The 22386-nt window shown below is 72.0% G+C and carries 19 protein-coding genes and 1 pseudogene; 9 read left to right on the top strand and 11 right to left on the bottom strand.

What is annotated here, in order from left to right:
• Window positions 1-96: 96 nt before the first annotated feature.
• Window positions 97-1176 (bottom strand): succinyl-diaminopimelate desuccinylase, encoded by a 1080-nt coding sequence (dapE, locus tag ACZ68L_RS06800; protein WP_469574717.1) that lies wholly within the window; start codon window positions 1174-1176, stop codon window positions 97-99.
• Between the two features lie 95 nt (window positions 1177-1271).
• Here dapE and ACZ68L_RS06805 point away from each other — a divergent pair, with 95 nt between their 5' ends.
• Together ACZ68L_RS06805 and ACZ68L_RS06810 are read left to right on the top strand one after the other, a co-directional pair.
• Complete coding sequence (locus ACZ68L_RS06805; protein ID WP_469574718.1) at window positions 1272-2222, top strand: VldE C-terminal domain-containing protein; 951 nt, start codon at window positions 1272-1274, stop codon at window positions 2220-2222.
• A gap of 282 nt (window positions 2223-2504) precedes the next feature.
• Window positions 2505-2903: an ATP-binding protein gene (locus ACZ68L_RS06810; protein WP_469574720.1), complete on the top strand. Its 399-nt coding sequence runs from the start codon at window positions 2505-2507 to the stop codon at window positions 2901-2903.
• An 81-nt stretch (window positions 2904-2984) separates the two neighbouring features.
• On the opposite strand, the gene dapC is transcribed toward ACZ68L_RS06810, so the two are convergent.
• A complete protein-coding gene (gene dapC, locus ACZ68L_RS06815) occupies window positions 2985-4079 on the bottom strand; it encodes a succinyldiaminopimelate transaminase (protein WP_469574723.1) in 1095 nt (364 codons plus the stop codon).
• 114 nt (window positions 4080-4193) lie between these two features.
• A complete protein-coding gene (gene fdxA / locus ACZ68L_RS06820) occupies window positions 4194-4514 on the bottom strand; it encodes a ferredoxin (RefSeq protein ID WP_018956287.1) in 321 nt (106 codons plus the stop codon).
• A gap of 117 nt (window positions 4515-4631) precedes the next feature.
• On the opposite strand from fdxA, the gene ACZ68L_RS06825 reads away from it, so the two are divergent.
• Window positions 4632-5633 carry a GNAT family N-acetyltransferase gene (locus ACZ68L_RS06825; RefSeq protein WP_469574724.1) on the top strand — a complete coding sequence of 334 codons (1002 nt, stop codon included), beginning with the start codon at window positions 4632-4634 and terminating at the stop codon, window positions 5631-5633.
• Between the two features lie 16 nt (window positions 5634-5649).
• On the top strand, window positions 5650-6480 hold the full coding sequence (locus ACZ68L_RS06830; protein WP_469574727.1) for a transglutaminase-like and tetratricopeptide repeat-containing protein: 831 nt from the start codon (window positions 5650-5652) through the stop codon (window positions 6478-6480).
• A 255-nt stretch (window positions 6481-6735) separates the two neighbouring features.
• Here ACZ68L_RS06830 and ACZ68L_RS06835 read toward each other — a convergent pair whose 3' ends face one another.
• The 3 genes from ACZ68L_RS06835 to ACZ68L_RS06845 all read right to left on the bottom strand — a co-directional run bounded on the left by ACZ68L_RS06835 (window position 6736) and on the right by ACZ68L_RS06845 (window position 11771).
• Window positions 6736-9063 (bottom strand): HelD family protein, encoded by a 2328-nt coding sequence (locus tag ACZ68L_RS06835; protein ID WP_469574729.1) that lies wholly within the window; start codon window positions 9061-9063, stop codon window positions 6736-6738.
• A 249-nt stretch (window positions 9064-9312) separates the two neighbouring features.
• Window positions 9313-11397, bottom strand: a complete 2085-nt coding sequence (locus tag ACZ68L_RS06840) for a GTP-binding protein (RefSeq protein ID WP_469574731.1) — start codon at window positions 11395-11397, stop codon at window positions 9313-9315.
• Window positions 11398-11540: 143 nt separating this feature from the next.
• On the bottom strand, window positions 11541-11771 hold the full coding sequence (locus tag ACZ68L_RS06845) for a hypothetical protein (RefSeq protein ID WP_469574733.1): 231 nt from the start codon (window positions 11769-11771) through the stop codon (window positions 11541-11543).
• Here ACZ68L_RS06845 and ACZ68L_RS06850 point away from each other — a divergent pair.
• Window positions 11747-12085, top strand: a pseudogene (locus tag ACZ68L_RS06850) (DapH/DapD/GlmU-related protein); the annotation flags it as partial. The gene ACZ68L_RS06845 and the pseudogene ACZ68L_RS06850 sit on opposite strands and share 25 nt — an antisense overlap.
• 266 nt (window positions 12086-12351) lie before the next feature.
• Here the strand turns inward: ACZ68L_RS06850 and ACZ68L_RS06855 are convergent.
• A complete protein-coding gene (locus ACZ68L_RS06855; protein ID WP_469574735.1) occupies window positions 12352-13638 on the bottom strand; it encodes a hypothetical protein in 1287 nt (428 codons plus the stop codon).
• 279 nt (window positions 13639-13917) lie between these two features.
• Between ACZ68L_RS06855 and ACZ68L_RS06860 the strand changes: the two genes are divergently transcribed.
• The 4 genes from ACZ68L_RS06860 to ACZ68L_RS06875 all read left to right on the top strand — a co-directional run bounded on the left by ACZ68L_RS06860 (window position 13918) and on the right by ACZ68L_RS06875 (window position 18596).
• Window positions 13918-14643, top strand: a complete 726-nt coding sequence (locus ACZ68L_RS06860) for a class F sortase (RefSeq protein WP_469574736.1) — start codon at window positions 13918-13920, stop codon at window positions 14641-14643.
• A gap of 581 nt (window positions 14644-15224) precedes the next feature.
• A complete protein-coding gene (locus ACZ68L_RS06865) occupies window positions 15225-15569 on the top strand; it encodes a hypothetical protein (protein WP_469574738.1) in 345 nt (114 codons plus the stop codon).
• Between the two features lie 118 nt (window positions 15570-15687).
• Window positions 15688-16383, top strand: coding sequence for an ABC transporter ATP-binding protein (locus ACZ68L_RS06870; protein WP_469574739.1), 696 nt, complete (start codon window positions 15688-15690; stop codon window positions 16381-16383).
• The gene (locus ACZ68L_RS06875; protein WP_469574741.1) at window positions 16380-18596 is read left to right on the top strand and encodes a permease; all 2217 of its coding nucleotides are present in this window, start codon (window positions 16380-16382) and stop codon (window positions 18594-18596) included. Before ACZ68L_RS06870 ends, ACZ68L_RS06875 begins: the two co-directional genes overlap by 4 nt.
• Before the next feature lie 81 nt (window positions 18597-18677).
• Here the strand turns inward: ACZ68L_RS06875 and ACZ68L_RS06880 are convergent, their stop codons facing one another.
• From ACZ68L_RS06880 to ACZ68L_RS06895, 4 genes are read right to left on the bottom strand one after another with little or no spacing between them, the layout of a single operon-like run.
• A complete protein-coding gene (locus ACZ68L_RS06880) occupies window positions 18678-19289 on the bottom strand; it encodes a response regulator (protein WP_469574744.1) in 612 nt (203 codons plus the stop codon).
• Window positions 19286-20458 (bottom strand): sensor histidine kinase, encoded by a 1173-nt coding sequence (locus tag ACZ68L_RS06885; protein WP_469574745.1) that lies wholly within the window; start codon window positions 20456-20458, stop codon window positions 19286-19288. The genes ACZ68L_RS06880 and ACZ68L_RS06885 overlap by 4 nt, the downstream gene beginning before the upstream one ends.
• Window positions 20455-21210, bottom strand: a complete 756-nt coding sequence (locus ACZ68L_RS06890; protein ID WP_469574746.1) for an ABC transporter permease — start codon at window positions 21208-21210, stop codon at window positions 20455-20457. Before ACZ68L_RS06890 ends, ACZ68L_RS06885 begins: the two co-directional genes overlap by 4 nt.
• Window positions 21204-22142: an ABC transporter ATP-binding protein gene (locus tag ACZ68L_RS06895; protein WP_469574748.1), complete on the bottom strand. Its 939-nt coding sequence runs from the start codon at window positions 22140-22142 to the stop codon at window positions 21204-21206. The genes ACZ68L_RS06890 and ACZ68L_RS06895 overlap by 7 nt, the downstream gene beginning before the upstream one ends.
• Between the last annotated feature and the right edge of the window lie 244 nt (window positions 22143-22386).

The raw sequence follows: 22386 nt of genomic DNA on the forward strand, positions 1-22386 counted from the left end.
GCTCCCTCCGACGACGATCGATGACCACCGGCGATGACCATCCGTGCTCAGGCCAGGGTAGATCCATGGAGGTTACGGACAGGGGAATACCGTGGGTCAGCTGGTGAGCCAGGAGCGGAGCCGCTCCTCGCAGTGGGTGATCCGCTCGACCACCACGTGCTCGTCGCGCTTGTGCGCGAAGAGCGGGTCGCCGGGGCCGTAGTTCACCGCGGGAACGCCGAGAGAGCCGAAACGGGAGACGTCGGTCCAGCCGAACTTGGGCCGGGCGGTGCCGCCGACCGCCGCCATGAACGCTTTGGCCGCCGGGTGGGAGAGGCCGGGCATGGCCGCTCCCGAGTGGTCGTCGACGGTGAATTCGACGACGCCGCAGTCCGCGAAGACCTCGTGGACGTGGGCCAGCGCCTCCTCGGCGGAGCGGTCGGGGGCGTACCGGTAGTTCACGACGACGGTGCAGGCGTCGGGGATGACGTTGTTGGCGACGCCGCCCTCGATCCGGACCGCGTTCAGGCCCTCGTGGTACTCCAGCCCGTCGATGACCGGGCGGCGCGGTTCGTACGCGGCGAGCCGGGCCAGGACCGGAGCGGCGCCGTGGATGGCGTTCGAGCCCATCCAGCCGCGCGCGGAGTGGGCCCGCTCCCCTTCCATCCGCAGGAAGACCCGCAGGGTGCCCTGGCAGCCGCCCTCGACCTCGGCGTCGGAGCCTTCCAGAAGGACCGCGAAGTCGCCCGCCAGCCAGTCGGGGTGGGCGTCGGCGATGTGGCCGAGCCCATTGAGGTGCGCGGCGACCTCTTCGTTGTCGTAGAAGACGAAGGTGAGGTCGCGGTTGGGCTCGGGCACGGTCGCGGCGATCCTCAGCTGGACGGCGACGCCCGACTTCATGTCGGAGGTGCCGCAGCCCCAGAGCACGCCGTCGTCGTCGAGCCGTGACGGGACGTTGTCGGCGATCGGCACGGTGTCGATGTGCCCGGCGAGCACGACCCGCTCGGCCCGGCCCAGGTTCGTCCGGGCCACGACGTTGTTGCCGTGCCGGTCGACGGTCAGATGCGGCAGGGTGCTCAGCGCCGACTCGATCGCGTCGGCGAGCTCCTTCTCCTGACCGCTGACCGAGGGGAAGTCGACGAGCCGGGCGGTCAGCGCCGGGCCGTCCAAGGTGAGGTCAAGCGTGCTTTCGGGCATGTACCCGACCCTAATCGAAGGGGAACGGACCGGCGGGAACGGGCCGGGGGGACTGGGCCCTCCGCCCCGGCGGAGCACTCCAGTACGGTGGCTCCGTGCCCCGGACCGTCTCCCCCGCCCGCCGACACACCGGCCGCAGCCGCCTCTCCCGTATCGCGGCCGCTTTTGTCGTGCTCGCCGCCCTCGGCGGCTATCTGACCGTGCAGTACATATCCGGCAGCAGGGTCATCGAAGGGTGCGCCGTGGAGTCCGCCGACGGATCGGCCGGCAAGGGCCGCACCTACCGGATGAGCCCGGAGCAGGCCTCGAACGCCGCGACGATCTCCGCGGTCGGCACCTCGCGCGGGATGCCGGAGCGCGCGGTGACGATCGCGCTGGCGACCGCGTTGCAGGAGTCCGGGCTGCGCAACATCGAGCACGGGGACCGGGATTCGCTGGGACTGTTCCAGCAGCGCCCCTCGCAGGGCTGGGGCACCGGGAAGCAGATCCTCGACCCGGTCTACTCCTCGGGGGAGTTCTACCGGCATCTGGCCGAGGTCCCCGGCTATTCGCGGCTGCCGCTGACGGTCGCCGCGCAGCGGGTCCAGCGCAGCGGCTACCCGCAGGCGTACGCGAAGCACGAGCCGGACGCGGCCTTGCTGGCGGCGGCGCTGACCGGCCGCACCCCCGCCGCGCTGAACTGCGCGCCGCCGCGGGCCACGGCCGCGACGGCCGATGCGGCGAAGGTGCGGGCGGAGCTGGTGCGCGCGTTCGGCAAGGACGTGCTGCCCGCGAGGGCGCCGTCGACGAAGGACGGGAAGGGCGCGGCCGGTACAGCGGTGACGAGCACGGTCTCGGTGCCGGTGCGAGCGTCCCGTGCCTCCGGAACCGAGGACCCGGCGCGGCGCGGCTGGGAGCTCGCGCACTGGGCGGTCGCGCAGTCCGAGGCGCTCCGCCTGGACGAGGTCACGTACGCGGGCCGGGTGTGGGAGGCCGGGTCGGGCTGGCGGACGGACCGTAAGGAATCGGGCACCACTGAGGTCCGCATACGGCTCGCACACCAGTAGGGGCGATCCCCCGGAGGTGTCATCCGGCCTCTGCGGGACGCCCGTCACCCGTCGCCCTCACCGCTTGTCCCCCGTTCCCGAATTCTCTTGGGGAAAAAGGGAAGTGACGGTTCATCGGACTGTTCGGGAATGCGGCGTCTGCCCGGATTCATCCGCTGCGGATTATGTGACGCATTGCCGACTCTTTACCGCGTCCCACCGCAACCTCCCCCGCCCTTTCGACGGTTGTCATTGCGTCCGATCAACGGACTGACCGATTCCTCATCCCGTCGAAGGAGCATCATGTCCCTCCCCCTGACCCGCCGGATCGCCCGTGCCGCGCTGCTGATCGCCGCGGGTGCGGCCCCCGTGGTCGGTGCGGCCGGATCCGCAGGTGCCGCGGCGCTCCCGCAGACCCCGGAGCTCGGTGGTCTGACCACCGTCGACGGCGCCGGCCTCGGCAAGACGGTCGACGGCGCGTCCCAGCAGGGCACCAAGGCGGCGGGCGAGACCGGCGGCAAGATCGTCGGCACGACCCTCCCGGTCGCGGGCAAGACCGTCGGCAAGGCCGGCGCCCAGGCCGCCCCCGCCGTCCAGAACGCCGCCGGAGGTGCGGCGGGCAGCGCGGGCGAGGTCCTCGGCGGCGCCGCCGGTGCCGCGACCCAGGGCGGTCTGCCCATGAAGGGCCTGCCGGTCGGCTGACCCCGGTCCGTCGGCACCACACACGCGCGGGGCCCCGGGAGTGCGCACTCCCGGGGCCCCGCGCGTGGGATCGCCGGGCTGTCAGGCCAGCCGCTTGACCGCGGCGGCCACCCGCTCGTCCGTCGCGGTGAACGCCACGCGTACGAAGCGGTCACCGGCCGGCCCGTAGAAGTCGCCGGGCGCCACCAGAATGCCGAGTTCCGCGAGGTACGCCACGGTCTCCCAGCACGGCTCGTCGCGGGTCGCCCACAGGTAGAGGCTCGCCTCGCTGTGCTCGACGCGGAAGCCATGGGCCTCCAGCGCCGTGCGCAGGGCCGCGCGCCGCTCCGCGTAACGGGTCCGCTGCTCGGCGACGTGCTCGTCGTCGCCGAGCGCCACGACCGTCGCCGCCTGGACCGGGGCCGGCGTCATCATTCCGCCGTGCTTGCGGATCAGCAGCAGCTCACCGAGCACGGCCGCGTCGCCCGCGACGAAGGCCGCGCGGTACCCGGCCAGGTTGGAGCGCTTGGAGAGCGAGTGGACGGCGACGATGCCCTCGTACGTGCCGCCGCAGACGTCGGGGTGCAGTACGGAGACGGGTTCGGCCTCCCACCCCAGCTCCAGGTAGCACTCGTCGCTGAAGACCAGCACGCCGTGCTCGCGCGCCCAGGCGACGATCCGGGTCAGCTCGTCCTTGGCCAGGACGCGGCCGGTCGGGTTGGACGGCGAGTTGAGCCAGAGCAGCTTCAGGCCGGCCGGGTCGAGCTCGGTCGGGTCGTCGTAGACCACGGGCTCGGCGCCGCAGAGCCGGGCGCCCACCTCGTACGTCGGGTAGGCCAGGCGCGGATACGCCACCTTGTCGCCCGCGCCGAGCCCGAGCTGGGTCGGCAGCCAGGCCACCAGTTCCTTGGAGCCGACGACCGGCAGGACGTTCTCGTGCGCCACGGAGACCGCGCCGAGCCGCCGCTCCACCCAGCCCGTGATCGCGTCACGCAGTTCGGCGGTCCCCCACACCGTCGGATAGCCGGGGCTGTCCGACGCGGCGACGAGCGCCCGCTGGATCAGCTCGGGCACCGGGTCGACGGGCGTGCCGACGGAGAGGTCCACGATGCCGTCCGGGTGGGCGGCGGCCGTCGACTTGTAGGGCGCGAGCTTGTCCCAGGGGAAGACCGGGAGACGGGAGGAGACTGCGGACACGGATCTCTGCTTTCTCGTACGGGGGTTACTCGGGCCGCTCGGCCGTGGAAATGCCTCGGTCCCGCACGGTGACGAGCCGTACGGGACCGGGGCGACGCACGTGCCTGCCGCTGACTACTGGTTCTGCGGCGGCAGCGCGGCGATGAACGCGTGGTCGCGTTCGATCAGGCCCAGCTTGGAGGCACCACCGGGCGACCCGAGGTCGTCGAAGAACTCGACGTTCGCCTTGTAGTAGTCCTTCCACTCCTCCGGGGTGTCGTCCTCGTAGAAGATCGCCTCGACCGGGCACACCGGTTCACAGGCTCCACAGTCGACGCATTCGTCCGGGTGGATGTACAAGGACCGCTGGCCCTCGTAGATGCAGTCGACGGGGCACTCTTCGATGCAGGCCTTGTCCTTCACGTCGACACAAGGCTGCGCGATGACGTAGGTCACGCTGTCGTTCCTCCTCGGTAGGGCGTTGGCTCTCGCGCGGGAGCGCGGCGTCGTCGATGCCCGCCCCTAGTATCTCCGTTCCCGGGCACGAACCGAACAGGAGGGGCGGAGAGAGCTGTGGAATTCACCATCGGCGGACAACTCGAAGTCCGAATCACCCCGGCTGACGTGGGCAAACGTGTATCAGTCCGTTGCGTGACCGAGCGTGGCCCGCGGGGAGCGAAGTTCACCGACACGGTTGGTGTTCTCACATCATGGGACACTGGTGTGCTGTCGATCACAACGAAGAGCGGTGACTCCGTCCGTATCACGGAATCGACGCTGGTGGCGGGCAAGGTCGTACCCGCCGCGCCGGCCCGCCGACGCGGCCCCGCGGCCTCCTTCGACGAACTCGCGCGGGTCTGTGCCCGCGCCTGGCCGCCGGTGGAGAGCGAGCCGCTGGGCGACTGGCGGCTGCGCGCCGCACAGGGGTTCACCCGGCGCGCCAACTCCGTCCTGCCGCTCGGCGATCCGGGCATACCGCTCGACGAGGCACTCGGGCGCGTCCGGGGGTGGTACGAGGAGCGTGGTCTGCCCGCGTACATCCAGACCGCGACCGGCGCCGAGGGCACCCAGGAACGGCTCTGCGCGGAGCTTGACGAGCGCGGGTGGCGGCGCGAGGTGACGGCGGAGGTCCGCATCGCCGCCCTCGCGCCGATCGCCGATCTGGACGCCGATGTGTCGGAGGTACGGCTGAGCCGGGACCTCGACGAGGCGTGGCTCTCCCGGTATCAGCGCTTCGAGACACCGGGACCGCACGTCCTGGAGGTGCTGCGCGGCGGCCCTTCGGTGTGGTTCGCCTCCGTGCCCGGTGGCGCCGGGGATGCGGCGCCCGCAGCGATCGGACGGTGCGTGGTGGACGGGCGGTGGGCCGGCTTCATGGCCGTCGAGGTCGATCCCGCGCAGCGGCGCCGGGGGCTCGCCACCGCCGTGATGACCGCGCTCGCCCGCAAGGCCCTGGACGAGGGCGCGTCGGCGGCGTGGCTGCAGGTGGAGACGGACAACGAGGGGGCGCGGGCGCTCTACGAGGGCATGGGGTTCGCGGTCCATCATCGGTATCACCACTTCCGGCCGGCGTGACGGAGGCAGGCATCCCATGAACCCGGAAAGGGAGGACCCGCGCAGCCGCTTCGCCGAGGAGGCGCGCGCCGAGCGGCCGGACCTCGCGCTGCTCTGCCTGCTGCTGGCCGCGGTGGCCGACCCCGCGCTGGACGCGCACGGGATCGACGCGGCACAGATCGAACTGGACGAGCTGGCGGGCCGGCTTCCGTACGGAGTGCGGGGCGGCCGGGCCTGGGCCTCGGCCCTGGCCGAACTGCTCGGCGAGCGGTGCGGCTTCGCGGGCTCGTCGGCGGACTACCACCGGCTCGGTTCGTCGCTGCTCCACGAGGTGCTGCGGCAGCGGCGCGGGCTGCCGATCCTGCTGTCCGTGGTGTGGATCGAGGTGGCGCGGCGGGCGGGCGCTCCGGTGTACGGGGTGGCGCTGCCCGGTCATTTCGTCGTCGGGTTCGGCGATCCGGCCGAGCGGGTGCTGGCCGACCCCTTCGACGGCGGCCGGCCGATGACCGGGCAGGACGCGGAGCTGCTGGTGGCGGGGGCGATCGGGGAACCGCTCGACGAGTCCATGCTGGTGCCCGCGCGGCCACTGGAGATCGTGCTGCGGATCCTGAACAACATCAGGGCGTGGGCGGCGGCCCGTCCGGAGCGGACGGATGTCGCGCTGTGGGCGGTGGACCTCTCGCTGCTGCTGCCCTCGCATCCGGCCCGGCTGCGCTACGAGCGGGCTCAGCTGCTCGTACAGAGCGGGGAGTTCGCGCGCGGGGCCGCGGAGATGGAGGAGTACGCGGACGTGGTCGAGGGGGTCGAACCCGAGACGGCGGAAGCGATCCGGCAGCGGGCACGGGCGGCGCGGGCGTTGCTGAACTGACGGGCCCGCGCGGCGCGGGCGGCCGCCGGCCCCGGCGGCGGGGTCGTCGCCGGGGCCGGCGGCGGAGTCGTCGCCGGGGCCGGCGGCGGAGTCGTCGCCGGGGCCGGCGGCGGAGTCGTCGCCGGGGCCGGCGGCGGAGTCGTCGCCGGGGCCGGCGGGACAAGCTGCAGGGCGGGACGGCGGGTCGGCCGGTGGCGGATCGGTTTCCCCGGCCCGCCGCGCCCGTCCCCCATCCCCCGCGCCCCGTCCCCCGTCTCAGCGCAGTTCCGTCACCGCTGCCGCCAGTACCCCGGGGGCCGGTCCCTCGTGGATGATGCCGAGTCGCTGTGTCGCCCGTGTCAGTGCCACGTACAGGTCGTTCAGGCCCCGTGCCGAACGGCCGAGGACGGCCGCGGGGTCGGCCAGCAGCACCGCGTCGAACTCCAGCCCCTTGGCCTGCCGCACGCCGAGGACCACGACCCGGTTCTCCAGGTCGGGCTCGTCCCCGTACGCCGCTCCCGGCACGGCCCGCGCCACCGCGGCCCCCAGTTCGTCGCGCCGCGCGTCGGGGACGATCACGGCGAGCCTGCCCTCGTCCAGCGCCGCCACCTCCTTCGCGGCCAGGTCGGCGAGGGTGCGCGCGGTGTCCCGGGTTCGCAGCCGCCAGGGGGCGACACCCGTCTCCCGTACCGAGCGCGGCGGTTCGAGACCGGGGCCGAGCGCGGCGAGCACATCGGTGGTGGACGCCATGATCTCGGCGGGGGTGCGGTAGTTGACGGTGAGCGATGCCTGCCGCCACCGGTCGCCGACGTGCGGGGCGAGCGCGGACGCCCACGAGGACGCCCCGGCCTCGTCACCGGTCTGGGCGACATCGCCGACCAGGGTCATGGAACGGGTCGGGCAGCGCCGCATCAGCAGCCGCCAGGCCATCTGGGAGAGTTCCTGCGCCTCGTCGACGATGATGTGCCCGAAGACCCAGCTCCGGTCGGCGAAGGCCCGCTCGGCGACGGTACGGGTGGTGCGTTCCTCATGGCGCTCGGCGAGGGTCTGCGCGTCGACCAGTCCGGCCGGGCCGCCGTCCTCCTCGTCCTCCCCGTCGGCCGCCGCGAGGTCGAGGACGCCCTGGGCGTACGCGACGCCCTCGGCGCGCTCGTGCGCGGCGGCCGCCTCGGCCGCCCGGTTGTCCTGGCCGAGCAGTTCGGCGGCCTCGTCGAGGAGGGGTACGTCGGCGGCGCTCCAGCCGCCGCCGTCCGGCGTACGGAACAGCAGCCCTCTTTCCTCGTCGGTGAGTCCGGTCGTGGCCGAAGCGAGGCGCGCGGGCTGCCCGTACAGCTCGGTGAGGAGCTGCTGCGGGGTGAGCGGCGGCCACAGGGCGTCCAGCGCGGCCCGTACGTCGGCGTCGGTGGCGAGCAGTCGCCGGGCGTCCGCGATGTCCTGGGCCTCGGTGCGTTCCCGAGCGGCGGCCGAGTCGTCGTCGAGGAGCCCCGGCAGGGCCTCCAGGTCGTCGCGTACGGCACGGTCGAGACCGGCCTCCGCGAGCACCTCGGCGATGTCCGCCTCCAGCCGGTCGGCGAGCGCCCGGGTGGCCGCCACGGAACGCCGGGCGAGCGCGGTCACCATCTCGCGCCGGAAGACGGGCGCGGCGAGGTTGTGCGGCAGCCGGGTCGCGCGGGCGGCGTCGGCGGCGCGTACGCACTCCTCGTGATCGAGCCGGACGACATCGCCGTCGAGCTCGACTTCGAGCGTCGCGCCCGCCGGCACCTGACGGTCGAGTACCGCCGCCGCGATCACGGCCGCCATCTCCGTACGGCCCTTGAGCTCGGCGGTCTGCGGCTCCTCGGCACGGTCGGCCCGGATCCCCGGGTACAGCTCTCCGACGGTGGACAGCAGCACGCTGTTCTCACCGAGGCCGGGCAGGACCTGTCCGATGTATCCGATGAAGGTGGGGTTGGGGCCGACGACCAGCACACCGCGGGAGGCCAGCTGCTGGTGGGTGTAGAGCAGGTACGCGGCCCGGTGCAGGGCGACGGCGGTCTTGCCGGTGCCGGGCCCGCCCTGGACGACGAGGACCCCGCGGTGGTCGGAGCGGATGATCGCGTCCTGCTCGGCCTGGAGGGTGGCGACGATGTCGTGCATGCGGCCGGTGCGCCCGGCGTCGAGGGAGGCCAGCAGGGCCGCCTCGCCGGTCAGTTCGCTGTCCGGCACTCCGTCCCGGTCGAGCACCTCGTCGTCGAGCCGGACGACCCGCCGGCCACGGGTGGCGAGGTGGCGGCGCCTGCGCACCCCGTGCGGGGCCGCGGGCGTGGCGACGTAGAAGGCGCGGGCCGCCGGGGTCCGCCAGTCGAGCAGCAGCGGATCCTCGTCGGCGGACTCCGCGGGCAGTCCGATCCGGCCGATGTAGTAACGCTCCCCGTCGCGCAGGTCGAGCCGCCCGAAGCAGAGCCCGTTCTCGGCCGCGTCGTACCGCGCGACCTGCCCGGCGTACCGGGCCGCGGCGGCCTCCCGCTCCAGCCGCCCCTGCCGGGTCCCGCCGGTCTCCCGCAGCACACCGGTCAGCTGCTGCCCGGCGTACGCGCGCAGCGCCTCCACACGGGCGTGAAGCATGTCGAGACGGTTCTGCTCGTGTGCGATCTCAACTCTGGACAACGGTGTACTGACCCCCTGCGGGCGGTGGTGGGCGGCAGCCCAGGGTGCCTTACAACGGGGCGAAACGGGAGCCGTGCAGGTCCGGGCAGGTACGGGCACGGGCGGGAAGGCGCCCGGACCGGTCCGGGCAGGCGCGGGAAGGCGCCGGAAGGCGCCGGAACGGCCCGGCACGGGCAGCGGACCGTGCCGGGCGGGTCCGGGCCGGTGTCAATCCCCTCGGGCGGCGATCCTGCGCACCGTCTGCAGCAGGTACTCCTTGCGGTTGAGCGGATTGCGGTCGGTGCGCGGCCGGTCCGGGACCGTACCGACGACGGCCCGGTAGCAGTCGAAGTCGGATTCCAGGACCCCTTCGCCACGCGTCAGGGCCGGAAGCTGCTGTTGCAGTTCATGGACCCGGGCCGCCGGGATCTCTCCCTCCAGCACACCGGCCGCACCGTGCACGGCCGGTGTTCCGGGGACGGCCCGCAGCCGTGCGAGTACGGGCAGGAGCGGGCCGAGCAGGTCGGCGGGGAATTCCAGGCGGAAGCGGTGCATCGGCTCGTACACCGTGGTGCCGGCCCGCTGCAGCGCGCTCATGAGGACCAGCGGGGTCAGATTGCGGAAGTCCCCGGCGGTGCTCGACATGCTCTTGTCGAAGACGGCGTGGGAATGGCTCTGCCGGGGCCAATAGCCGGAATGCGTCATGGTGACGACGCAATCGGTGACCTGCCAACCGTGGATTCCCTGACGCAGGGTCTCGCCGACGGTCTCCTCCACCGCCCTCATCAGGGAGAACGGCATCGATCCCAGTTCCACCTCCCGCCGGTATTCGATACCGCTTCCGATCGGGGCGGGATCGACGCGAAGGCCGATGGTCGCCAGAAAGGGATTGGGGTCCTGATCGCCGACCTCGTACGCCGAACCACTGCCGTTCGGCCGCTCCAGACAAATGGTCGTGGTCTCGCGGAAGGTGACGTCGATTCCGAATTCATCGGCCAGCGTCGCCTGGATGACTTCCTTCTGCACCTCGCCGTAGAGCGAGACGGACACCTCTTTCCGGATGTCGTCCTGACGCAGATTGATCAATGGGTCCTGCTCGGCGAGCTGTGCGAGTGCGAAATGCAGCTCGCCCCTGCTCGCCGGAGGACAAGGGACCACGACCGATTCCAGTGTCGGCGGGGCGAACCAGCGGTCCGGCGCGCTCGTCCCCGGTTCGCCGACCGTATCGCCGATCCGGATGTCCCCGAGGCCCCGGAGCTTCGCGATGCGGCCCGCGCCGACCGCGGGCTCGCGCACGGCCGCACCGCGGTCGAAGACGCTGATCCCGGTCACCTTCCCCTCGCCGCGCCCGTCGCCCCGTTTCCCGTCGCCCCGCTTCCCCTCGCCCTTCCCGTTTCCTTCGCCCTGTCCGTCGCCGTGCTCTCCTCCGCCCCGGCCGAAGGGCACCCGGTCGCGGATCCGTACCGTGCCCGAGAACATCCGGACGTACGCGATCTTCTCGCCGCCCGGACCCCGCTCCACCTTGAAGACGGTGCCCGAGACCGGCCCGTCCGCATCGCCCTCGCTCACCGGCAGCAGCTCCTTGATCCCGCCGATCAGGGCGTCCACCCCGGCGCCGGTGATCGCCGAGCCGAAGAACACCGGATGCACCAGCGCCCGCCCGGTCTGCGCCGACAGCGCCTCGCGCAGCGTGCCGTACGGGAGGGCCGCCGCGCTCTCGACGCAGGCGGCCAGCAGCGCGTCGTCGTGATCGGCGAGCAGTTCGGTCAGCCGGTCCGCGAAGTCCGCGTCGGCGGCGGTGTACGGCGTACAGCGGGCGGCCCTGCCACCGGCCCCGTCGACCTTCCCCATGGCGACGACGGCCGGGGTCAGCTTCTCGGAAATGCCGCGCAGAACGGACTGCTCCCGCGCGCCGCCGCGATCGACCTTGTTGACGAAAACGAGCGTCGGAATGCGCAGGCGGCGCAGCGTCCGCATCAGAACACGGGTCTGCGCCTGGACGCCCTCCACCGCGGAGACGACCAGCACGGCACCGTCGAGCACGTTCAGTACCCGTTCCACCTCTGCGATGAAATCCGGGTGGCCGGGTGTGTCGATCAGATTGACGGTGATGTCGTCGATGGCGAACGAGACGACCGCGGATTTGATCGTGATGCCGCGTCGCCGTTCCAGGGCCAGGGAATCGGTCTGGGTGTTCCCGTCGTCGACGCTGCCGATCTCGTCGATGACACCGGCTGTGTGAAGCAGCCGCTCGGTCAGGCTCGTCTTACCGGCGTCGACATGCGCCAGAATTCCCAGATTCAGCGTGTGCACGAAACTCCATGTATTCGAGAGCGGTGGCAATTTCCGTCTGAATGAACATGAGATTTCCGCGCATGATCTTCTCCTCGGTCGATCGACTGCTGCGGGGAGTACAGCAGGCGCCGCCCCCCACGACAACCGATTTACCGGCGGCTTCACCGGCGGCGGGTCGTCACTCCGCTTCCGGGGCCGCGGCGGTGCTGGAACGGATGACGAGGCGGGTTGGGCGGTTCCCGGGCCACCGCGGCGGGAGCGGCCGAACGCCGTCCGGTGCGTCCGAGCAGCAGCCGGGCCGCCGTCTCGCCCTTGTCGTCGGTGGGCTGGTGCACGGTGGTGAGGGGTACGGACGCGGTGGCCGCGAGGGGCCGCCCTCCTCGACGTCGCACCGATCGTCATCGGGGCCGACGTGCAGATCGGTCCGAACGTCCAGCTCCTCGCCCCGACCCACCCGGTCGAGCCCGAGCCCCGCCGGGCGAAGTGGGCGGCGGCACGGCCCATCACCATCGGTGACAACGTCCGGCTCGGCGGCGGGGTCATCGTCTGCCCCGGTGTGACGATCGGCGAGAACACCGTGGTCGGCGCGGGTGCGGTCGTCACCAAGGACCTGCCGGCCGATGTCGTCGCGGTCGGCAACCCGGCCCACGTGGTGCGGGAGATCCGAACCGGCCGGGAGTCCGTCCAGGACGGCCCGGCCACCTGACGGCCAGCCGGCGGGTGGGTCGGTGGCACGACGGGCCGACGTCCCGCCCGCGCGTCGACCACCCCGGCCCGCACGCCCGCCGCCCCTCGATCACACCGAGGCGGTCGAGGGCAAGCACCCCGGCTTTCGGCGCGTCGCCGGTTCACAAGCACCGCCACGCGGATTCGAGGGGTGATTCCCGACAGCACCCCAGCGGGCGTCGCACCTTTGCACCTCACCGTACGCACCGAGAGCACCATCCGAACCACCCCTGTTCCAGGCGTCGTTCACGTCAGTCCGAGGGATGGCCGCCGGGCGGGAACACGGCCGGACGGCGGTACCGCCATGCCAGCAAACGGGTGGAAGGGCGCCGCCCAAACCTCGCGCGGCACCGCGTGCAGTCCAACGGGTGATAATCGGCACTTCGCCACCCGAAGGGACCAGGGCTTAGCTCGAATGCGGCGCGTCCCGATGGCGCGGAACCGCATTCCGGCTGACGGTGGATCACGTCGCCACTGCTTCACACTGAGTCGACACCCAGTCACTCTTCGCAGTCGCGGCGGAAGGAATGTGTTCAGATGCGCTCTGCCCGCACACTGTTCGCTTCGGCCGCTGTCACAGCGGTCCTCGCCATCACTGGCCCCTCCGCCTACGCCATGGTCACGGCGGCGGACTCGGGGCCCAACAACGGCGCCACGTCCTCGCGCGGCGACGACCACGGACGTGACGACCACGGCGACCGCGGTGGAGACCGCGGGGGCCGGGACAACGACTACGGCGACCGCGGCGGAGACCGCGGCGGCCGCGACGAGGGCGGTCGCGGTGGAGACCGCGGCGGCCGCGACGAGGGCGGGCCCCGCGGTGGCGTCCACGCCGGTGGCGGCTTCATGGCCGGCATCATCGCCGGCGACCACGACCGCGGTGGCGACGAGGGCGGTCGCGGTGGCGACCGCGGCGGCCGTGGCGGCGACGAAGGTGGCCGCGGCGGCGACGAGGGCGGCCGCGGTGGCGACCGCGGCGGCCGTGGCGGCGACGAAGGTGGCCGCGGCGGCCGTGGCGGCGACGAAGGCGGTCGCGGCGGCGACCACGGCCGTGGCGAGGGCAAGCCCAGTGGCGGTGTTCACGCCGGCGGCGGCTTCATGGCCCGGGTCACCACCGGCGACGAGGGCGGCCGTGGCGGCGACGAAGGTGGCCGCGGTGGCGACGAAGGCGGTCGCGGCGGCGACGAAGGCGGTCGCGGCGGCGACGAAGGCGGCCGTGGCGGAGACCGTGGCCGTGACGAAGGCGGTCGCGGCGGAGACCGCGGTCGTGACGAGGGCAGGCCGCGTGGCGGCGTCCACGCCGGCGGCGGCTTCATGGCCCGGGTCACCACAGGCGATGAGGGCGGCCGTGGCGGCGACGAAGGTGGCCGTGGCGGCGACTACGGCGGCGGCCGTGGCGGCGACGAGGGCGGCCGCGGTGGCGACGAAGGCGGTCGCGGTGGCGACGAAGGCGGCCGTGGCGGCGACTACGGCGGCGGCCGTGGCGGCGACGAGGGCGGCCGTGGCGAGGGCAAGCCCCGTGGCGGCGTCCACGCCGGTGGCGGCGGGATGGCGATGACCGGTAGCAGCCTGGCCGCCGGCTCGGCGCTGCTGCTCGGTGGCGTCGGCGTCGGCGCGTACAAGCTGCGCCGCCGTCAGTCGTCGGGTGGCGCGATCGCCTGACCGGGCCCAGACCGCAGCCGGTCGTCACATTGCCGCGGCCGTCGTCCCCCGGGGCGGCGGCCGCGGCGCCTTCGTTTCCCCACCGGTCGACACCGGCCGAGCCCCAGCACACCCCTCCTCCAGCACCGCGCAAGTGAAAGGCACGTTCCCATGGCCGCGCCGCAGTCGCCCGGTTCCACCCCCACCCGGACCGCCCCCGGAACCACACTAGGCCGCGCCTTGATGTGGCCCGCCGTGACAGCCGGGCTCGGCATGCTCCTCATCTACAACTCCATCAACACCTCGGTCGACGACAAGCCGCCGGCCCCGCCCGCCGCCGTCGCGCCCGCCATGCCCGCACCCGAGATCCTCGGCTCCCATGCAGCACCTCCTCCCGTCACCCCGTCGCAGTCGCCCGTCGGCCCGGCGATGGCACGCTCGGCCCCCGCGCGGCTGCAGATTCCGTCCATCGGCGTCAACGCGCCCTTCACCGACCTGGCCGTCGGCGCCGACGGCCGCCTGAACCCGCCGCCCGCCACCGACCCCAACCTCGTGGGCTGGTTCAAGGACGGCGTCACCCCCGGCGAGCGCGGCGCCTCGATCGTGGCGGGCCACGTCGACACGATGACGGGCCCGGCCGTGTTCCTGCAGCTCCAGTTCCTCAAGCCGGGTGCCGCGGTCAACATCACCCGCGCCGACGGCTCGGTCGCCACGTTCGAGGTCGACACCGTCGAGACGTTCAGCAAGGCGAAGTTCCCGGACAAGCGCGTCTACGCCGACACCCCTTCCGCCCAGTTGCGTCTGATCACCTGCGGCGGCCCGTACAACAAGACGGTCAAGGACTACGAGGACAACGTGGTGGCCTTCGCCCACCTCGACTCGCCCAAGAAGGGCTGACGGCCGCCCTGCGGCGGCCCCGCCGGAAGAACGGCGCACGGGGCGCCGCGGCCCCGGATCCGTGCCGCCCCGGCTTCCGTTGCGCGCAACGGAAGCCGGCCGATGCGTCGATGCACTCCCTCAGTGCCGCGGACCGCCGTCGCCTTGGCCGCCGTCACGAACGTCGCCCGTACCGGCACCGACGAACGGACGGGCGGGAGCCCGAGGTCGGCGCCACCAGTGCACTCGTGATCTTTCCGGACAACACGCATGCGTCGGTCGCAACAAGCGGACATCGCCGGAGACATGGCGCCTCGCATTCCGCTTCGGCCTCGGCAGAACAGCGGCCGACGCAAGAGACGGTGACCGCGTCATATTCCACTTGTCTGCCGCGAACGCATCACCGAGGGCACGGGGCGCACATCTCGCCCCCTCACCTCGGCGTACCAGTTCTGGCCACGAAGACCTGAACCGCTTGATGCCCCCTGGGCACCGTGTGAAGCTCACCTCGGCCGACGACCAAGGCGCGGACTCTCATGCCGCATCGGCAACCGCGCCTGCTCGGTCCGCCCATGAGTCCCACGGCACGGGAGGGGAACAGAATGTCCGGACTCAAGTTCATCGCCGGAGCGGTTCTCACCGTCGGTCTCGCATTCCCGGCCGCCGGTGCGCTCGCGCTCGACGCCAAGGGGGGCGGCGTCACCGCGACGGCACCGTACGGCGGCAAGCCCGGCGTGATATCCGTGTACGACGGCAGCGACGACGGTGACTCGGGCAAGGCGGAGTACTACCGCCGGACCACTGCGGGTACCGAGCGGACTCTGTGGAACCACAGCGGCTACAGGGCGAGGGCCACCTCCGCAGACGGATCAAAGATCATCAAGTTCCAGGCCTGCGACGACAACGACTGGGCTCCTGACGACTGCTCGGGCTGGAAGGCCCCCTGAGGACGGCCACGGATCCCGCCGGGGCCGGCCGACCTCGGCCGGCCCCGGCGGATCGCCTTCCCGCCCTCGGTGCCGCGTGCATCCGAGGCGGCCCGAAGTGTTGATGAGGGAGCAAACGATGGTGACGGCCGGCAATGCAACGGGCCTGCACGTGAGGGGCCTCAGCTATCGGCTGGGCGAACGGGTACTGCTGGACGGCGTCGATCTGGACGTCGGCCCGGGCGAATCGGTGGCCGTCACCGGTCCCAGCGGCTCGGGGAAGTCGACGCTGCTGATGTGCGTCCTCGGCCTGGTGACGCCGGACAGCGGCACGGTAGAAGTGGCCACACACCAACTCACCGGGATGCGCACGAAGCAGCTGGCGCAGGTACGCCGCGAACACATGGGCGTCGTCTTCCAGTTCGGAGAGCTGCTGCCCGAACTGTCCCCTGTGGAGAACGTGGCTCTACCCGTTCTCCTCGACGGCGGCGATCACCGCGACGCGTACCAGCGAGCAGCGGGACTCCTGTCCGAGCTCGGGGTACCGCAGGACGGAACACCGACCGGAATGCTCTCCGGCGGTGAGCGCCAGCGCGCGGCCGTCGCTCGTGCCCTGATCACTGATCCCCACGTACTCCTGGCCGACGAGCCGACCGGGGCCCTCGACCCAGAGGCCCGGGAAGCTGTGGCGGACCTTCTGTTCACCGTGTCCCGGAAACGCGGTTGTGCTCTGCTGGTCGTCACGCACGACCCGTCGGTGGCCGCACGGGCCCAGCGGACGCTCCGCCTCGAAGCCGGTGCGCTGACGGATGCCCTGGACGGAGTGGGCGCGTGAGCACGGTCACCACGGAGCGCCCGCGTACGGGCGGTTCCTCCGGACGGAAACCTCGGGGCGGACGCCTGTGGTGGCAGTTGATCCGCATCGGGGCCGCAGCCGGGCGCGGCACCCCAGGTGACCGGCTGCGCTTCTGGTCCCTGCTCGCTGCCGCGGTCGCGGTCGCCCTCGTCGCCCTGGGGGCCACCGCCGCGCTCGCCACCTACGACGGGCGCGAGGCACGGAACCAGGTGCGGGGCCCCCTGCTCACCGACCGGCAGCGCGACGCCGTGGCGCTGTGGCGGGAAGCGTTCGACATGGCCGGCGAGATCCAGCACACCGTGATCTACCTCCACCCATTGAAGCCGGACGCTCCGCCTCCACCGGGGCTGAGCCACTGGCCGGCCCCTGGGGAAGCCGTGCTGTCCCCGGAACTGGTCCGTGCGGGGAAGCCGGAGCGGATCACCAGCCGGTACGGCCACTACGCCGGCACGATCGCCAAGGAGGGCCTCGTCTCTCCCTCGGAACGCTTCGCATACGTCAGACCCGCGCACACGCCCGACCCTGGAAAGAACAACTCCTGGTGGTACGTCAAGGGGTTCGGGCAGAGCTACCCGATGGGCGAGACACTCAACTCCCGCCCGGTCAGCCATGTGCTGCTCGCCCTGGGCGGTCTGACAGGCGTACCCGCGATCGCTCTGCTGGTGGTCGCCTCCCGGGTCGGCTCACGCACACGCGATCGCCGCAGCGGTCTCCTCCAGGCGCTCGGTGGGACATGGCGGCACCGCGCGATCGTCAACATCGGCGAGGCGACGCTGCCCGTCGCGGCCGGAACGGCACTCGCGATCCTCCCGGCTCTCGCGGCGATGACGACGGACGTCAGGATCCCGCCCACCGGATACCTCCTGGACAGCGACGACCTCCGTTCGGCCTGGGGCATGATGGCCATCGCACTGGTCCTGTCCTTCACGATCACCCTCGGCGTGGTGGTCCTTCTCCATCGCGTCGAACGCAACGGTGCCGCCACCCGGCCCCGGTCGTTCTCCACACGAATTCCTCGGTGGCGGCCCATCGGGTGCGGTGTGGGTGTCTCGGTCGTCGCGTTCAGTCAGTACCTCCGCGGGCCTCCCGGCCTCTTCGCCTTTGTCGGCGGCACCGTTGCCATGTGGGCGCTGCTCCCCTCGGTGGCAGCCGTGGCCGGCCGCCGTCTGGGGAACAGAATCGCGGCACGTGGGTTCCGTACCGGCAGTCCGGGGCAGCTGATCGGGGGGCGTTGGACGGCTGCGCACCCCGGCGTCGTGGTCCGGCTGTCCCTGGCCATGGTGATCGGACTCGGGCTGGTCGGCCAACTCCAGGTGTGGAACAGCCGACTCGGCGACAAGGCAGCCGCAGCACGAGCCTCGGAGGCGCGCGTCGGTGACACCGTGCTCGGTGTCCGGGGTGCGGACCTCACGGCGTCCGGGGTCGAGGAGCTGTCCCGGTCGCTCCCGACCGGCTCCCATCTGCTCGTGGTGAAAGTCGGCCCCGAACAGCAGACGGTGCTTCTTCAGGGATCGTGCGGCGCGCTGAAGTCACTGGGGCTCGCGTGCCCTGGGGAACCGACGGAGCTGGCTGGCGGGGCGGGCCACGACAAACGCGTGGCGGAGATCCGTGCCTGGTACGGGCCGGATCCACGCATTCAGGCGACTCCGGTCGCACCGCGTTTCGATGGAACCCAGGACTCACTCGCCGTGGTCTCCCCCGCCCCGGGTGTGCGCGCCGAGGTGAAGCAGGCGGCGTATGAGCTGGCCCCGGCAGTGACCGTGGAGACTCCGGGAGAAACCTGGCTGGTCGGTGCCTCGAACAAGGCACGGCTGACCAACTGGGTCCTGCTCTTCGGGCTCCTGGGGCTCGCTCTGTTGCTGCTGGCGGGGAGCCTGAGTGCGGCCGCCGAGTTCGGCACGGTCCGGCATGCCCTGGCACCGCTCAGCGTCCTGACCGGAGGTCACGCCGTTTTCCGGTCAGTGGCGCAATGGCATCTGACGGTCCCGCTGCTCATCTCGGCCTGCACCGCCACCGTCATCACGGCCTGGCATTCGTTGTTCTTCATCTCCGTGGTGCAGGAGGGCTATGTGTCCTGGGGCGTGCTCACCGTCGGGGCGTGCGGGTGCGCCGTGCTGGCGGTCGTGGTCGGTGTCCTGGCAGGCCGGTCGGCGACGCGTGCCGCTCAGCGGTGGCGGCCGACCGCGGACTGACGCCTCGCCGGGGCGGGCGAAGGTGTGCACCGGCACGTGTGCTCGGAGGCGCGTCGCACCACAGAACCCCTGGCCGGCGCTCTACAGCCAGCCCTTCTCGCGGGCGATCCGGACCGCCTCCGCGCGGTTGCGGGCCGCCAGTTTCTGGATCGCCATGGAGAGGTAGTTGCGGACCGTGCCCTGGGACAGGTGGAGCGCTGCCGCGATCTCCGCGTTGGTGGAGCCGTCCGCCGCCGTGCGCAGCACATCGCGTTCACGGTCGGTGAGCGGGCTCGCCCCGTCGGCCAGCGCCGCCGCCGCGAGGGTGGGATCGATGACCCGCTCCCCGGCGAGCACCTTCCGTACCGCTGCCGCCAGTTGGGCGGCGGGGGCGTCCTTCACCAGGAAGGCGTCCGCGCCCGACTCCATGGCCCGGCGCAGATAGCCGGGGCGGCCGAAGGTGGTGACGACGACGACCTTCACGGCGGGGAGTTCGCGCCGCAGGACGGCCGCCGCGTCGATGCCCGTCATCCCCGGCATCTCGATGTCCAGGAGCGCCACGTCGATGCGGTGCTCGTGTGCCGCGGCCAGCACCTCGTCCCCGCGGGCGACCTGGGCCACCACCTCGATGTCGGGTTCCAGGCCGAGGAGTGCCGCGAGGGCCTCGCGCACCATGGACTGGTCCTCGGCGAGGAGGAGTCTGATCATGCTCATTCCGTGGATCCTAGGCCGGAACCGAGCGGAACACTCAAGGTGAGGGTGAAGCCTTTACCGGAGCCGCCGGACCGGGTGGTCAGCGTGCCGTCGACCGTGGCGAGGCGTTCGGTGATGCCGGTGAGGCCGTTGCCCGGCTTCGTCCCCGCGGCTCCGACGCCGTCGTCCGCGACGGTGAGTTCGAGGACCCTGCCGTCGAGGGTCTGACGCGGGGCGAGGGTGACCGTGCAGTGCCGGGCGTCGCTGTGACGTACGACATTGGTGACGGCTTCCCGCAGCGCCCAGGCGAGCACCTCCTCCGGCTTCTCGGGGAGGCCGTCGGGGGCCTCGGCCGGTACGTCCGCGGCGATGCCCGCGGCGGCGAGGGCGGTACGGGCTCCGGCCAGTTCGCCGGGGAGGGTCGGCCGGCGGTAGCCGGTGACGGCGCTGCGTACGTCGACCAGTGCCTGACGGCTGACCTTTTCGATGTCCGCGACCTGGGCCGCGGCCTGCTCCGGGTGGTCGGGGAGCATCCGCCCGGCCAGCTCGCTCTTGAGCGTGATGAGCGAGAGCGAGTGGCCGAGCAGGTCGTGCAGATCGCGGGCGAGCCTGAGCCGCTCCTCGTTGGCGGCGAGCTGGGCGACGGTCGCGCGGGCCTCACGCAGCTGGATCGTCGTACGGATCATCTGCCGTACGCCGGTCATCGCGAACCCGCCGAGCAGCGCGGGGAAGACCAGGGCGGTGATGATCTCCCGGGAGTGGTCGCCGGTCAGACCGATCGCGACCAGGACGGCGGTGACGACGGGGATCAGCCAACGGGCGGTCCGCAACGGCATGGTGGCGCCGACGGAGACCGCGACGTACACGAAGAGGACCAGCCACGCGGTGCCGAGAGTCAGCGAGAGGACGGCGGCGAGGGCGCCCAGGAAGGCGATCGTGGAATGGACGAGGCGCCGGTCCAGGGCCTTCGCCGTCTGGCGGAAGACCAGCACGAGATACGCCCCGACGAACACCACCAGGCCGAAGGTGCCGAGCGCCGTCGCCCACGCGGGGTGGTTGCCGTCGATGAGGTCCTTGACGGGAGCGCTCATGAACGCGAGCCAGACACCGATCCAGAGCAGCTTGATCCAGACCTGTCGGCGACCCGTCGGCGGGCGCCCGACGCCCACGGACGTCTCGTCGTCGTTCACGCCTTCAGGGTGTCCTTCCGGTAGAGCCAGGCCGCCCCGCCCGCGAAGATCAGGAAGTAGACGCAGAGGATGGCGACGTCCTTGGCGTGCGGCGATCCGCCCATCGCGATCGCCTGGCCGAGAGAAGCGTACGCGTGCGTCGGGAGCCATTCGGAGATGTTCTGGAGCCACTGCGGGAAGGTGGCGCTCGGCATCCACAGGCCGCCGAGGATGGAGAGACCGAAGTAGATGATCATCGTGATCGGGCGGACCGCGTCACCGCTGGCGATGTAGCCGATGGCGACCCCGAGCGCGGCGAACACCAGTGAACCGGCCCAGATGACCCCGGCCAGCGCGAACCACTGCCAGGTCTCCACCCGGACGTGCTTGACGGCGGCGGCGACCAGGAAGACGACGACGATGCAGGGCAGGGTGACCATCGCCGCGCCGGCGATCTTCGCCAGGACGTAGCCCCGGCCGGGCAGTGCGGTGAGCCGGAGCTGGCGGACCCAGCCCTTCTCGCGTTCCTTCGCGATGCGTTCACTGTTGCCCATGAGGACGGCGGTCAGCGCGCCGAAGGAGGCCATCGAGACCATGAAGAACGCCTGGAAGGTGAGATCGGTGTGCGGGATCCTGTCGCTGGTGTTCTGGGTGCCGGAGATCAGCAGATAGATCACCGAGGGGTAGATGACCGAGAAGAACATGAACTTCTTGTTCCGCAGAGTGCGGGTCACTTCGAGCCTGATGAGAGCCCACGAAAGGTGATTCAGCATGCGGTCCTGGCCTCCTCGGCCTCGGTGATGGCTACGAAGGCCTGCTCCAGGCCGAGTCCCGCGACTTCGAGTTCGCGCGGGTAGAGGCCGAGCCCGTAGACCGCGTGGACGGTCGCGTCGGCATCGTGCGACTGGATACGGACCCGGTTGCCGGTGATGTCGAACGTGGCGAGGAACGGCAGCCCGCGCAGGGCCGCCTCGTCGACCGGACCGTCCAGCTCGAAGGAGATCCGGCGGGCCCCGGCCTTCGCCTTGATCTCGGCGGCGGTGCCGTCGGCCAGCAGCCGGCCCTTGTGGAGGACGAGGACACGGTCGGCGATCGCGTCGGCCTCTTCGAGGTAGTGGGTGGCGAACAGGACGGTGCGGCCCTGCTCGGCCTGCTCGCGCATCGTGGCCCAGAAGGCCTGGCGCGCGGTGACGTCCATGCCGGTGGTCGGCTCGTCGAGGACGATCAGGTCGTTGGCCCCGGCGGTGGCGAGCGCGAACCGTACGCGCTGCTCCTGGCCGCCGGAGAGCTTGTTGACCATACGGTCGGCGATCTGCGCGATGCCGGCGCGGGACAGCACCTCGCCCACCGGGTAGGGCTTGGGGTGCAGATCGCAGGCGAGGCGGACCAGTTCCTCGACCTTGACGTCCTCCATCAGGCCGCCGGTCTGCAGCATCGCGCCGACACGGCCCGCGGCGATGGCGTTCTGCGGGGTGGTGCCGAAGACCCGGACCGAGCCGGAGTCGGCGGTGCGCAGTCCGAGCAGCAGATCCAGCGTGGAGGACTTCCCGGCGCCGTTGGGGCCGAGGAGCGCCACGGTCTCACCGGGATGGAGGTCGAGGGTGAGCCCGTCGACGGCACGAACGGCTCCGTACGCCTTGCTGACCCGGTCGAAGCGGACCGCGGCGGTCTTCGCCCCGATGGCCTCGGTTGCTGTCGTTGTCATGCGTCCAGCGTGGCGGATCGAGGGGTACGCCCGGCAGGGTCGCGGATCGTGGAATCGGGATGACAGATGTCATGCCGAGCACATGACTCCACGGCCGGGCCCGCGCATGAACCCGGCCCCGTCATCGGAACGCCGCCCTGCACGCACGGGGCCCCGCCCCTGCCCGTACACGCACACGGCCCCGCCCCCGGCCGGAGATCCGGGCGGGGGCGGGGCGGGTGGGGTGCCGTTCGCCGCTGTGGGG

The organism is Streptomyces sp. NPDC104309, from assembly GCF_055584025.1.